The sequence below is a fragment of the Runella sp. genome (genome assembly GCF_965279615.1).
Taxonomy (GTDB): Bacteria; Bacteroidota; Bacteroidia; order Cytophagales; family Spirosomataceae; genus Runella.
This window is the reverse complement of record NZ_OZ257252.1, coordinates 2116769-2130617: the sequence shown is the minus strand read 5'-3', so window position 1 is coordinate 2130617 and position 13849 is coordinate 2116769. Positions and strand designations below refer to the sequence as shown.

At 44.5% G+C, this 13849-nt stretch carries 11 protein-coding genes; 6 read left to right on the top strand and 5 right to left on the bottom strand.

Going from position 1 to position 13849, the window contains the following annotated elements:
- Nucleotides 1–7: 7 nt before the first annotated feature.
- From ACQY73_RS09400 to ACQY73_RS09385, 4 genes are all read left to right on the top strand, one after another.
- Complete coding sequence (locus tag ACQY73_RS09400) at nt 8–3115, top strand: efflux RND transporter permease subunit (protein ID WP_428664652.1); 3108 nt, start codon at nt 8–10, stop codon at nt 3113–3115.
- 137 nt (nt 3116–3252) lie between these two features.
- The gene (gene aroQ / locus ACQY73_RS09395) at nt 3253–3669 is read left to right on the top strand and encodes a type II 3-dehydroquinate dehydratase (protein WP_428664649.1); all 417 of its coding nucleotides are present in this window, start codon (nt 3253–3255) and stop codon (nt 3667–3669) included.
- A gap of 325 nt (nt 3670–3994) precedes the next feature.
- The gene (locus tag ACQY73_RS09390) at nt 3995–4348 is read left to right on the top strand and encodes a four helix bundle protein (RefSeq protein ID WP_428664646.1); all 354 of its coding nucleotides are present in this window, start codon (nt 3995–3997) and stop codon (nt 4346–4348) included.
- Nucleotides 4349–4600: 252 nt separating this feature from the next.
- Nucleotides 4601–5689 carry an aminotransferase class V-fold PLP-dependent enzyme gene (locus ACQY73_RS09385; protein ID WP_428664644.1) on the top strand — a complete coding sequence of 363 codons (1089 nt, stop codon included), beginning with the start codon at nt 4601–4603 and terminating at the stop codon, nt 5687–5689.
- 6 nt (nt 5690–5695) lie between these two features.
- Here ACQY73_RS09385 and ACQY73_RS09380 read toward each other — a convergent pair whose 3' ends face one another.
- The 4 genes from ACQY73_RS09380 to ACQY73_RS09365 form a co-directional block, all read right to left on the bottom strand.
- Nucleotides 5696–6295 (bottom strand): Uma2 family endonuclease, encoded by a 600-nt coding sequence (locus ACQY73_RS09380; RefSeq protein WP_428664641.1) that lies wholly within the window; start codon nt 6293–6295, stop codon nt 5696–5698.
- A 97-nt stretch (nt 6296–6392) separates the two neighbouring features.
- Nucleotides 6393–6803 carry a c-type cytochrome gene (locus tag ACQY73_RS09375; RefSeq protein WP_428664638.1) on the bottom strand — a complete coding sequence of 137 codons (411 nt, stop codon included), beginning with the start codon at nt 6801–6803 and terminating at the stop codon, nt 6393–6395.
- A 126-nt stretch (nt 6804–6929) separates the two neighbouring features.
- On the bottom strand, nt 6930–8111 hold the full coding sequence (locus ACQY73_RS09370) for a PQQ-dependent sugar dehydrogenase (RefSeq protein WP_428664635.1): 1182 nt from the start codon (nt 8109–8111) through the stop codon (nt 6930–6932).
- A 69-nt stretch (nt 8112–8180) separates the two neighbouring features.
- Nucleotides 8181–9191, bottom strand: coding sequence for an aldo/keto reductase (locus ACQY73_RS09365; protein WP_428664632.1), 1011 nt, complete (start codon nt 9189–9191; stop codon nt 8181–8183).
- 152 nt (nt 9192–9343) lie between these two features.
- Between ACQY73_RS09365 and ACQY73_RS09360 the strand changes: the two genes are divergently transcribed.
- The gene (locus ACQY73_RS09360; protein ID WP_428664629.1) at nt 9344–9700 is read left to right on the top strand and encodes a winged helix-turn-helix transcriptional regulator; all 357 of its coding nucleotides are present in this window, start codon (nt 9344–9346) and stop codon (nt 9698–9700) included.
- A gap of 51 nt (nt 9701–9751) precedes the next feature.
- Here the strand turns inward: ACQY73_RS09360 and ACQY73_RS09355 are convergent, their stop codons facing one another.
- Nucleotides 9752–11038: an acetyl-CoA hydrolase/transferase family protein gene (locus ACQY73_RS09355; RefSeq protein ID WP_428664626.1), complete on the bottom strand. Its 1287-nt coding sequence runs from the start codon at nt 11036–11038 to the stop codon at nt 9752–9754.
- Nucleotides 11039–11263: 225 nt separating this feature from the next.
- Between ACQY73_RS09355 and ACQY73_RS09350 the strand changes: the two genes are divergently transcribed.
- On the top strand, nt 11264–13621 hold the full coding sequence (locus ACQY73_RS09350) for a prolyl oligopeptidase family serine peptidase (RefSeq protein WP_428664623.1): 2358 nt from the start codon (nt 11264–11266) through the stop codon (nt 13619–13621).
- Nucleotides 13622–13849: the final 228 nt, after the last annotated feature.

Here is a 13849-nt window from a genome sequence, read left to right as displayed (position 1 = left end):
GACAACTATGGCATCTTTATCTACAACCAGTATTCAGCGGCCTGTATTGGCAGTAGTGATGTCGCTGATTATCATTATTTTCGGCCTGATCGGTTTCTCGTACTTAGGGGTACGTGAGTATCCGAGCGTGGACCCGCCCGTGATCAACGTAGGGACGAGTTATACGGGAGCCAATGCCGAAATCATCGAATCTCAGATCACAGAGCCATTGGAAGAATCCATCAACGGGATTTCCGGCATCAAAACCCTGACGTCGTCGAGCCGCGACGGTCGCAGCAACATTACCGTTGAATTTGATTTGGGCGTTGATCTGGAAACGGCTGCCAATGACGTTCGCGACCGTGTATCCCGTTCGTTGGGACTTCTGCCACGCGACATTGACCCGCCGATCGTTTCCAAGGCCGATGCTGATTCCAATCCTATTTTCTTCCTGAACGTAAAGACTGAAAAACGTTCGATGTTGGAACTCAACGATATCGTGGAGCGACAGATCAAAGAGCGTTTGCAGACGGTTGCCGGCGTAAGTTCGATTCAGGTGTGGGGCGAAAAGCGCTATTCGATGCGTTTGTGGATCGACCCACTCAAACTGGCCTCGTACCGATTGACGGCAATTGATGTATTAAATGCGTTGACCCGACAAAATATAGAACTGCCTTCCGGAACCATTGAAGGGGCATCTACCGAACTGACGGTGCGTACTTTGGGACGTTTGACCACGGTTGAGGAATTTAACGGGCTAATCGTTAAAGAAGAAGAAGACAGAGTGGTAAAGTTCAGAGACGTAGGTCGTGCTGAGTTGGGGCCTGAAAATGAGCGAACTCTGATGCGCCGTGATGGTATTCCGATGGTGGGTGTTGCGGTAGTGCCTCAGCCGGGTGCCAACCAAATTGCCATTGTGGATGAAGTTTATAAGCGTTTTGAACAAATCAAAAAAGAATTACCGCCTGATATTGTTCCTGCCCTCGGGTTTGATTATACGCGTTCGGTGCGCCGTTCCATTGCTGAGGTAGAAGAAACCATCATTACCGCTTTTGTATTGGTGGCGTTGATCATCTTTATCTTCCTGCGTGACTGGCGCAGTACCCTGATTCCTTTGACGGCCATTCCCGTATCATTAGTGGGAACGTTCTTCCTGATGTACATAATGGGTTTTTCGATCAATGTACTGACCCTCCTCGGAATTGTCCTTTCCATTGGGCTTGTGGTGGATGATGCCATTGTGGTTTTGGAAAATATATATACCAAAATTGAAGAAGGAATGTCCCCGTGGGATGCCGCGATCACGGGTTCAAAAGAAATTTACTTTGCCATTATTTCAACTACTGTTACGTTGGCGGCGGTGTTTTTACCCATTATTTTCTTGCAGGGAGTAACAGGGCGATTGTTCCGCGAGTTTGGAATCGTGGTGGCGGGTTCGGTGATTATTTCGGCATTTGTATCGCTGACGTTGACACCGATGCTTAGCTCAAAATTGCTTAAAACACGTCACAAGCAGCCTTGGCTCTATCGTGTTACGGAGCCTTTCTTTCAATGGCTGAACAGCGCTTACGAATCATCCTTGGCGGGTTTTATGCAGGTGCGTTGGTTGGCGTGGGTATTGATGGTCGGCTTTATCGGTATCATTTACCTTCTTTTCAAATACGATGCCATTCCTTCTGAGTTGGCTCCGATGGAAGACCGACGCGGCTTCCGGGTATCGCTGACGCTGCAAGAAGGAGCTACGTTTGATTTTACCGACAAATACCTTCAGGAGTTTGCCAAAGTGGTCAAAGATGAAGTAAAAGTAAATGAGCGTGATGCGTTGATTACCATTACGGCGCCGGGCTTTTCGACCAATGCCACCAACACCGGTTTTGTGCGTGTGGTATTGAGCGAACCCGAACTGCGTCAGCGTTCACAAATGGAAATATCGGACGCTATTCAGGCAAAAGTTAAGAAAATTTCGGGCGCAAAATCGTTTGTTATTCAAGATCCTACCATTCAAACGGGACAACGGGGAAATAACTTTCCTGTTTCGTACGTAATTCAGGCCACGAGTTATGAAAAACTGCGGGGCGTGATTCCCGAGCTTATGAAGCGCGTCAATGAGAGCCCGATGTTTGTTGGCACGGATGTAAACCTCAAGTTTACCAAACCCGAAATTCGCCTGGAAATTGATCGCGATAAAGCACAAAATTTAGGCGTTTCGATTCAGGATATTGCTCAAACGCTTCAATTAGGGCTTTCAGGGCGTCGTTTTGGTTATTTTTTAATGAACGGAAAACAGTACCAGATCATTGGCCAGATCGAACGCGTAGACCGCAATGACATCATGGATTTAAAATCTCTCTTTGTAAAAAGTAACCGTGGAGAATTGATCCAACTTGACAATTTTGTGAAACTGACCGAGCAAAGTTCGCCGCCGCAGTTGTTCCGATTTAACCGTGCCTCCGCCGCTACCGTGACCGCAGGGATGGCCAAAGGTGTGACGTTGGGCCAAGCCCTTGATGAAATGGATAAAATTGCCAAATCGGTTTTGGATGACACGTACACCACAGCACTTGATGGCCAATCGCGTGAATTTAAGGACAGTTCGTCCTCGCTGTTGTTTGCTTTTGGCTTGGCATTAGTCTTGATCTATTTGATCTTGGCAGCTCAGTTTGAGAGTTTTATTGACCCTATTATCATTCTGCTTACTGTGCCGTTGGCGGTGTGCGGAGCATTATTGTCGTTGTGGGATTTCAGTCAAACGCTCAATGTGTTCAGTCAAATCGGAATCATTACTTTGGTAGGGCTGGTAACCAAGAACGGTATCCTGATCGTGGAATTTGCCAATCAGCAAAAAGAAGCGGGGCTTTCTAAGTTGGAGGCCGTAAAGGCCGCTTCAGCGGCTCGTTTCCGCCCGATCATTATGACAAGTTTGTGCGCCATCTTAGGGATCTTGCCCATCGCATTAGCGTTGGGAGCAGGTTCTGAAAGCCGCGTTTCAATGGGTATTTCGGTAGTGGGAGGTTTGTTATTTTCCACTATTCTAACATTATACATCATTCCTGCGATTTATTCGTACCTGTCATTAAAGGATAAAAAACATTCGGATACAGCCGCTCATGAAAAACTGTTGGCAGAAGAGGCTTAACAGTGCCGCGGTATTCCATACCTTTCTTTCAAGGCCTCTGCTGAAAAGCAGGGGCTTTTTTGTGGGAAATCATGCAAAAAAAATAGATTTCCAAAAGAAGATAGTAATATTGCGGCATAAGCAAAACCACCAATACTGTGAAAAAAATTCTTATTATTAACGGTCCCAATCTGAATCTTTTGGGCAAACGTGAGCCAACTATTTACGGCAGTCAGACGTTTGAAGATTACTTTGAAACCCTCCAAGTGACCTTCCCTGAAGTAGAATTGCACTATTTTCAATCCAACCATGAAGGCGCGCTGATCGATAAAATCCACGAAATCGGTTTTACGTTTGACGGAATTGTGCTTAATGCAGGAGCTTATACGCATACCTCGGTAGCGATTGCCGATGCGCTCTCGGCCGTGACGACCCCGGCGGTGGAAGTGCATATTTCCAACGTTCATGCGCGCGAAGCTTTCCGTCACCATAGCTATCTCAGCAGCCGCGTTAAAGGCGTTATTGTTGGATTGGGGTTGAAAGGATATGAGATGGCTGTGCGGTATTTTTTGTAAACTGACATTATTTTAGAACTGAAAAATGATAAACCGAAAAATTTCAAACTGAAAAAGGAGAGGGGATAAGGGCGAATCTCCAGAGTGTAGATGAACTGAGAAATGTAAAACCGAAAAATTTCAAACTGAAAAAGGAAGGGGTAATGGCGAAAAACCAAAGCATAGATGAACCGAGAAATGATAAACCGAAAAATTTCAAACTGAAAAAGGAAGGCAATAGCAAATGGCCACAATCCAAATGTGTTTAAACTGAAAAATTTTAAACCGAGCGGCGATATTTATGAAGGAAACTATCGTCTAATAAAGGTTAATTAAAATTTGAATAATGAATTATCGGAAGTTTGACTTAGAAGAGCGGTTGATTGATTTCGGGGTTTTGATCATTGAGGCGAGCGAAAAAATGCCTAAAACGGCCGCCGGAAGACATTTGGCAGATCAACTTCTCAGATCAGGCACGGCACCTGCCCTCATATACGGCGAGGCACAGGCGGCTGAATCAAAGAAAGATTTTATTCATAAAATGAAAGTGGCTCATAAAGAACTTCGAGAAACTTCTATTAATCTTCGGATGTTACTAAAAGCTAAAATGCTCGTTGATGAACTGTTATTGAGTGAATCTCGTCAACTTGTCGCTATTTTTCAGAAAAGCATTGATACCGCGAAAGGCGGAGCGGATTAGGAATGTAAAACCGAGAAACTGAAAAATTTCAAACTGAAAAAGGAGAAATAAAATAGCATTTTCCAGTTTTATATTCTGCATTTTTCGGTTTGATACTGCGCTCCGCTCTACGGTTCAGTTTTACATTTTTCAGTTTCTCGGTTTTACATTTCTCGGTTTTACATTTCTCGGTTTTACATTTCTCGGTTTTACATTTTTCGGTTCTGCATTTTCCGGTTTTACATTTTCAGTTCTTTCTTTCCCGTATTCAAAATGATAACATTTTATCCCGGTCCTTCCAAAGTATATCCACAGGTCGAGGGCTATTTACAGGAGGCCTTTCGTTCGGGGATTTTGAGCATGAACCATCGCAGTCAGGGGTTTATGGATGTGTTGCGTGAGACTATTCGTTTGATGCATCTCAAACTCAATATTCCGGAAGATTATACCATTTATCTGGTTTCGTCGGCAACAGAAGCCTGGGAGATCATTGCCCAATCGCTGACATCGCACCATAGCGCGCATCATTATAACGGTGCTTTTGGAAAGAAATGGTTTAGTTATGCCTCGCACATCGTACCGCAAACCACCGGGTCGTTGTTTCCCATTGAGCAAACGCTTACGTATCATTTGTTTGAACATGATGACGATGCGACGCGTGCTGAATTTAACCGGCAACGATTGCAAAATTATGAAGTATTGTGCCTGACACACAGCGAAACCTCAAACGGGACGCATATGCGCATGGAAGAACTCGCCCAAATCCGTGCCATGACAGATGCACTCATTGCCGTTGATGCTACCTCCTCGCTGGGAGGTGTTGCTTTCGATTGGACATTGGGCGACGTGTGGTTTGCTTCGGTACAAAAATGTTTGGGACTTCCTGCGGGATTGGGTATCATGGTGTGTTCTCCAAAAACGCTCGAAAAAGCGCGAAGCGTAAATGATGTTTTGCGATATAACAGCTTGCTTTTCATGCATGAGAACTTTGAAAAATTCCAAACGCATTATACGCCCAATACACTTGGTATCTACTTGCTTATGCGCGTAATGGAGCAAGTCGAAAATATACAGGAAGTGGGCGCAAAGACGGAAAAACGCGCTGCTATATGGTATGATTTTCTAGCCAATGAAACGATTTGGCAACCCCTTGTTCAGAATCCTGCTACGCGCTCTGATACGGTCATTGCGGTAAAAGGTGATCCGGAAGCCATTGCTGCTATCAAAAAGGCCTCGCTTGCGGCAGGAATTACGCTCGGTAATGGATATGGGGAATGGCGAAATACTACTTTTCGTATTGCTAATTTTCCCGCTATTGAGGAATGGGAGGTAGAGAAGTTGAAGAATTTTTTGAGAAAATAGAAAAATTTAAAACGCTATATGCTCATACACTTCGTCTAAACGAAGTGTAACACCCAACGAACGAAGCGATAACTTTCCTTCTGTGCCATGAGCGGTTGTTTTTTGCCAAGTATTTTCTTCGATTTGATACCAAGATTCTACCAGTGGCGTGTGTTGCTCTATTACTACGTATTCTTTGAGAGAAGGAAGGCGTTGGTACAACATAAATTTCTCGCCTCGGTCGTAATTTTGGGTGCTTTTAGACAAAACTTCGACAATAACCAAAGGGTTAATAATTACATCCTCACGACTATTCCAAAATTCCGGTTTTTCACAAATTACCAATGCATCAGGATATACAGTTGTATCTTCTGAATCAATGCGAATTTTCTGGTCACTGGTATAAACTCGGTAAATGTTTTTTAATGGTCTTACTGCATTTTTCAGCGTGGAAACCACATTAGCACTGATTTCATTGTGAGTTGCTTTTGCACCTGCCATAGGAATAATCAAACCTTTATAGAATTCATTTTTATTGTGCGCTTTTTCTTCAAAACGCAGATATTCCTCATGCGTATAGATTTTATTGGAGCGTGGCTTGCGCAAAATACTTGTAATCAAAACCATAGCTTTCGACGTTTTTAACAAAATTATAAAAAAATAAGCCAAGTGTACGCGAAGGTCATCAATAGAATCAGTGCCTGAAATTCTGCCGGCTTGATAATTATTTCTTCTGTTTCACTTCTTCCACCATCTTCGCCGTCACGATCTTTTTATTTGACGTATTGCCCCATGAATTTTGAATATAATTCATGACATCTGCGATTTCTTCGTTGTCTAAACCCGGATTGGGCATCATGCCTTCGTAATTCACGCCGTTAACAACGATTTTTTCCTGTAAACCAAATTTGATGGCTTCAATGGCTTTCAGGGGAGTTTTAACCAGAAAATCGGCTTTGGCAAGGGGAGGAAAGGTGGAAGGAACGCCTTCGCCGGCACCCATATGACACGTAACACAGTTTTCAGCGTAAATGGCTTTGCCACGTTCGATACTTTTAGCGAGGGCATCGTCTTGACTTGGTAAAACAGCAGAACAAAAAATGATCCCTGAAAGGAAAATCAACAAAAGTTTCATGTAAAATGGAGGTTGTTTATAGACAATGCAATTAAAAATTTGTGCTGTTAAAGTAAAATATAACGCTTTACTTTAACAGCACGGTAGTTGATTATCAGTTATTTACAGATTATTTATCAGGCGTTTTTAAGCTTTGGGGCTGATTCTGACAATTTTACCCGAGTTTTCAAGCACAACGTAGATATTGCCATCGGGACCCTGGCGAATATCTCTTACACGGCCGATTTTTTCAAACATGATCTCGCGGCTAACCACTTTGTTGCCTTTTACCACAAGGTGTTGCAGATAGGCAAATTTAAGCGAACCAACGAGCAGGTCGCCGTTCCATTCTTTAAATTTACTGCTCGTTACAAACGTCATACCGCAGGGGGCAATGGAAGGTTTCCAGTAGATAACGGGTTGCTCCATACCGACTTTTGCGGTATCTTTTGAAATGATACTGTTGTCATAATCAATGCCGAAAGTGATCACGGGCCAACCGTAATTTTTGCCCGGTTGAACGATGTTCAATTCGTCGCCACCCTGTGGACCGTGTTCGTGTTCCCAAATGACGCCCGTCGTTGGATGGATCGTCATACCTTGTGGATTGCGGTGACCGTAGGTCCATATCTCAGGACGTGCGCCGGCGGTTTTTACAAATGGATTATCCGTCGGGATTTTTCCGTCTTCGTGCAGACGAACTACTTTACCTTGATCTCTGCTCAGGTTCTGGGAATTTTCCTTTTGACCGCGTTCGCCAAGAGATAGAAATACGTAGCCTTTTTTGTCAAATACGATCCGTCCGCCAAAGTGAACATTGGCTTTTACGTTAGGAATGGCTTTAAATAGATACTGAACGTCAGTTAAGGCATGATCTTTCAGTTTGGCACGAAGTAAGGCTGTATTGGCACCGCCGTCGTCGCCTTCTTCACCCGCAGCTTTGGGAGAAGAATAACTGATGTAGATCCAACCGTTTGAAGCATAATTCGGATGGAGAGTTACGTCGAGCAAACCGCCCTGGCCTTTGTACATTACTTCAGGCAAGCCGCTGATCTCTTTTGGGTCCAAAACCCCGTTTTTAACCAAACGCAATTTTCCGACGCGTTCGGTTACGAGCAAATCACCGTTAGGTAAAAATGCAGTGGCCCAAGGCATGGTTAATCCTTTGGCTACGGTATCAATGGTAAAATTGGCTTCGGTTAGTTTTCTTACGGAACGTGTATCTTCCGTGCTGCCGCTGTTGCTCATTAATGCAACGGAAGCGGTTAGAATCAGGCCTGCCAATGCAATGGGAAGGCTTTTTTTCAGTAGAGATTTGTTGTTGGTCATAAATGTAAAATGAATAAAAACGATTAGGGTGGGAAATAAGATAGATAAAAGATTGTTTAATGATCCTTCTTATTGAACCAATTCCAGTTTATTTAAATGCCCGGTGATGAAATTTATTTCTTCGGCGGTTAAGTCAATATTCATAGCCGCCGCATTTTGCAGTGCCTGTTTAGTGTCGCGGGCACCTGCCAGCGCGATGGTGATGCCCGGTTGCTCGACTGTCCAGCGCAAAACCAATTGACCGAGCGACGCATTCTTTTCGTCGGCAAGGGGTTTGATTTTTGCTAAAAATTCATTTACCCTTTTTAGATTTTCATCCTTGAAAAAGTAAAGTTTGGCCCGATGGTCGTCGGCGCTGAATTGATAGCCCGGTTTCATTTTTCCCGTCAATAATCCACGCTCCAACGGACTGTAGGCCAAAATGGCCTTGTCGTGTTCAATGCAGTAAGGCACCGTTTCTTTTTGAATGTCTCTTTTGACCATGCTGTACGGAACCTGATTGGACGCAAGATCAATGGATTTAGCCGATTCGCGCATTTGGTCGGCGTTGTAATTGCAAACTCCCGCATAACGCACTTTTCCCTGCTGTATTAACTGTGAAACAGCCTCCATGGTTTCGGCAATGGGCGTGGTTTTGTCGGGCCAATGGATTTGGTATAGATCAATATAATCCGTGCCGAGGCGTTTGAGGCTATCTTCGCATTCTTTGATAATGCTTTCTTTGCCTGCATATTTATAAATATCAATGGATTCGCCGGCGTTGTTTTTACTGTGCATCGCAAAGTCACCTTTCGCCAAATCCCAACGCATCCCGAATTTTGTCAGGATTTGTACTTTGTCCCGGGGAAGGTCTTTGATGGCTTCGCCTACAATTTCTTCACTGAGACCTTGCCCGTAGATCGGGGCTGTATCAATCGACGTGATGCCAACTTCGTAAGATTCTTTGATCGCCTTTACGGCTTCACTCCGCTCAGTTCCGCCCCACATCCAACCCCCGGCAGCCCAGGCACCAAACGTGATCACGGATACTTCAAGGTCAGATTGCCCTTTATTCGAACTGCCAATTTTTCGGTATTGCATAAAAGTGTGGTTAACAACAAAACATATACGAGTAGGTTACCTCTTTTATTTACTCTTTTCAAAAGAATTCAGTTCACAAATGAACGCTTAAATCTAAATTTGAGCAATAGTTTCGATAATTATGAGCAACTCCTTTAAAAGTTAGTACGGCAATGAGAAAGTTAAGTTCTACCAATTATTACAATCAGACGTTTTTGGAAGAAAAATGTACGCTCAATGAGCTGATTCATCTGCTTAGTAAACGGTGGCTGACCGAAGTGCTGTTCAGCATTGAAGAAGGCAATAACCGTTTTTCGAGCCTAAAAGAAGACCTGAAACACATTAGTGACAATATTTTGGCTGATCGCCTGAAATTGCTTGAGCAGCATAAATTGATCGTTAGGAATAATCACCTTGGGGAAGTACCGGTAAAAGTAGAATATGCGTTGACGGAAACAGGAGCAAGACTGAGTGAATTGCTCGATGGCTTATGCAAATTTTCCGAAACAGAAATGGAATTTCCCGGCTGATCTGCCGGAATCAGCCCTTCTTTACCTTCGGGATGAATAAAATAAAGCATTTTACAACGCTTTAAAACGCTCAAAACATTGTTTTTCCAACTCTTCACGGTCGTCGGGATGAGCAATGTTGATCAATGCTTTGGCACGTTGTCGTAAGTTTTTTCCAAACAAGTAGGCGCTTCCGTATTCAGTAATGATGTAGTGCGCGTGCGCGCGGGTAGTCACTACGCCTGCTCCCTGTTTTAGAAAGGGAACAATTCTGGATACTCCTTTTTGCGTGCGGGAAGGAAGGGCAATGATGGGCTTGCCGCCTTGGCTGAGCGCCGCACCGCGCATAAAATCCATTTGTCCACCCACGCCGGAATATTGGTAGGTTCCAATGGAATCCGAACAAATTTGGCCGGTTACGTCCACTTCCACGGCGCTGTTGATGGCGATTACTTTGGGGTTTTGTTTGATGATGTGCGGGTCGTTGACAAAATCAATGTCCATGAAAGAAAAAGCCGGATTGTCGTTGACATAATCGTAGAGCCGTTTGGTTCCTAACGCAAAGCCTGTAACCGTTTTGTTAGGCATAATAGCCTTGAACTTGTTGTTAATGACGTCTTTATCAAACAGATCTATCAAGCCGTCGCTGAACATTTCGGTGTGTACGCCCAGGTTTTTATGATGATGCAGGCATGCCAAAACCGCGTTGGGAATAGAACCAATGCCCATTTGCAGCGTACTTCCATCATCGATCAATTCGGCCACGTATTGTCCTATTTTTTGGTCGCTTTCTGAAACTGATCCCCCAAATCGGGCTTCGTGCAAGCTGTCTTCACAATAGACCATCGCGTGGAAACGACTGGCATGGATCATGCCGTCGCCGTGCGTTCGGGGAACATTGGGGTTGACTTGGGCCACTACATAACGGGCATTATTAACAGCCGACCGGGCAATGTCCACCGACACACCTAATGAACAATACCCGTGTTGGTCGGGCACAGAGACGTGCACCAATGCCACGTCGATCGGCAAAATTCTCTGCTTGAACAATTCAGGAATTTCACTTAAAAATACGGGTACATAGTCGGCGCGTCCTTCATTTACGGCCTTACGAATGCTTTCGGAAACAAACAGAGAATTGATATGAAAGTGGCCTTGGTAGTCGGGTTTATCAACAAATACATCGCCGTATACTGTAATGGATACTACTTCAACATCCTGTAAACGAGGGGACTCTGCTGCCAAATGTTTTAATAAAAAAGAAGGTGTTTGTGCACTTCCCTGAACAAATACACGGTTGCCGGACTGAATACAGGAAAGGGCTTCTTGCGGAGAAACGTAGCTGATTTTTGGGCGCATGGTGTGAGCCGTTTAGTTTGGCGCAATGGTAGGCGCTGCGTTGGTTTGAAAAAATGATAATTGTCATCAAATAGTGGCGCGAATATCCTCAAAAGCGGGGATTTTAACTACTTTTATCTCTTCAAAACAACGATACGTCCCCATTGCTTATTTTTGTGGCCGGTATTCATTTCTTTTGATTTTTAAACCGTATTTTACATTATAAACTCTTCATCTTACTGACTTATGCGAAACTTTTGCCCTAAACGAGCACTTTCGTTCGTCCTTTTAGTTGCTTCTCTTTATTCATTAAGTGCCTCTCTGAAAGCCCAAACCCTCGCTCCGCTCACGGTAGAGAAGATCATGCGCGATCCTAAATGGATGGGCGTGGCTCCTTCCAATCCTTATTGGAGCGAAGACGGTACCAAGATTTACTTTAGCTGGAATCCCGAAAAAAACACCGGCGACTCATTGTATGTCTATGAACTTTCGTCTAAGCAAACCCGTAAGGTAACCCCTTTAGAGCGCAATTCATTGCCAACGGCTTCCGGTGATTATAACCGTTTGTTTACTCAAAAACTTTTTGTAAAAGATGGTGATCTCTATTGGACAGACGTCAAAACGGGCCAAACGCGGCAACTGACCAATACCGTTGAACCCGAATCGAATGTTACCTTCAGCAGTGATGACAGCAAGGCTATTTTCAGAAGAGGACCGAATCTGTTTTCGTTGCACTTGATTACGGGAGAATTGATTCAGTTGACCAACTTTTTGCCCGGTACTAAAAAAGCGGAAGCTGCGGCAAATGAACAGGACAAATGGTTAAAGAAAGATCAATTGGCGTTGTTTGAAGTGCTGAAAGAACGGGCGGACAAGAAAAAAGAAGCTGACAAAATTGCAAAATCGAACCTGCCCAAGCGCCCGAAAGAGATCTATACCAACGATGCGATATTGGATAACATCCTTCTTTCTCCCAATGCCGATTTTATTACCTACCGCGCTACCAAAGGCGGAACCGGTTCAAAATCAGCCATTGTGCCCAGCTACGTAACCGAATCGGGCTATACCGAAGACCTACCTGCCCGGACCAAAGTGGGGGCAGCGCAAAACAATTCACAATTGTTTGTTTACAATATTAAGAAGGATACGGTCTTGGAAGCATCGATCAAGGACTTAACGGGTATCACGGCAAAACCTGATTATGTAAAAGATTATAAGGCAGATACATCCAAAAAAGCGACTGTACGTAAGGTGCAGTTTGTAAGCGTTCGTTGGTCAGAAGACGGTAAGTATTTGGTAGTAATGATGCGCTCTCAGGACAACAAAGACCGCTGGATCGCTTCGCTTGATCCCGCAACGGCCAAATTTAAAGTACTTGACCACCTGCGCGATGAAGCATGGGTAGGCGGTCCGGGCAGTTTTTGGTTGGATTGGGTTGACAATGAGACTGTTATTTTCCATTCCGAAGCTACGGGCTATTCACATTTATACACGGTCAATGTTCGTAGCGGTGAGCGTAAAACACTGACTTCGGGCAAATTTGAAGTGCAACAGGCACAATTATCGAAAGATAAAAAGACGATCTATTTTCAGTCAAATGAAGTACATCCGGGCGAACAGCATTTTTACAAAATGGCCGTTACGGGTGGGGAGCGCACCAAGTTGACCAAAATGGTGGGGTCTAATGATGCCACTCTTTCACCTGATGAAACAAAGTTGCTGATTCGTTATTCGGCTGCTACCAAGCCGTGGGAATTATACTTGCAGGATGCCCAAACCGATGCAACCGCAACGCAACTTACGAAGTCACTTTCGCCGGAATTCAGTTCGTACGCATGGAAAGAGCCGCAGGTGATCACCGTAAAGGCAAGTGATGGGACCGATATTTACTCTCGTTTGTACGTACCCAAGAAGAAAAATGGAGCTGCCGTGATATTTGTACATGGGGCGGGATACCTTCAAAATGCGCATAAATGGTGGAGTCAATACTTCAGAGAATACATGTTTCACAATCTATTGGTGGACTTGGGCTATACCGTCTTGGACATGGATTATCGGGCTTCGGCCGGTTATGGCCGCGATGTGCGCACGGGTATCTATCGTTTTATGGGTGGAAAAGATTTGGATGATAACGTAGACGGTGCCAAATACTTGGTTGAAAAACACGGCATTGACGCCAAACGCATCGGTATTTACGGCGGCTCTTACGGTGGCTTCATTACGTTGATGGCATTGTTTACCAAACCGGGCGTATTCAAAGCAGGAGCGGCTTTGCGTCCTGTCACTGACTGGGCAGCGTACAATCATCCTTATACGGCCAATATCCTTAACGAGCCTGCCACGGATTCACTGGCGTACCGTCGCAGTTCTCCTATTTATCACGCTGCCGGCCTGAGAGATCATTTGTTGATCTGTCACGGGATGGTCGATGTAAACGTTCACATTCAGGATTCGTACCGTTTGGTGCAACGATTGATCGAGTTGAAAAAGGATAATTGGGAAATGGCATCATATCCAATGGAAGACCACGGATTTGTGGAAGCCAGCAGTTGGACCGACGAATACAAACGTATCTTGAAGTTGTTTCAGGAAAAATTGAAGTAATTAATGTGTTGAAATGAAATGCAAAAAGGCAGGCCAATTTAGGTCTGCCTTTTTCGTAAACGAGGTTGTGAGCAACCTCAGCGCAGGTTTTGAGAAACCTGCTTCACAAACGGCGCTGCTGTGTCGCCGCTGTGTCGGCGGTTTCTCAAAACCGCCGGCCGGGTTGCTCACAACCCAATGCAGCGCACAAAAAAAGAGCCGCAAAATAGTGCGGCTCTACAATAAGAA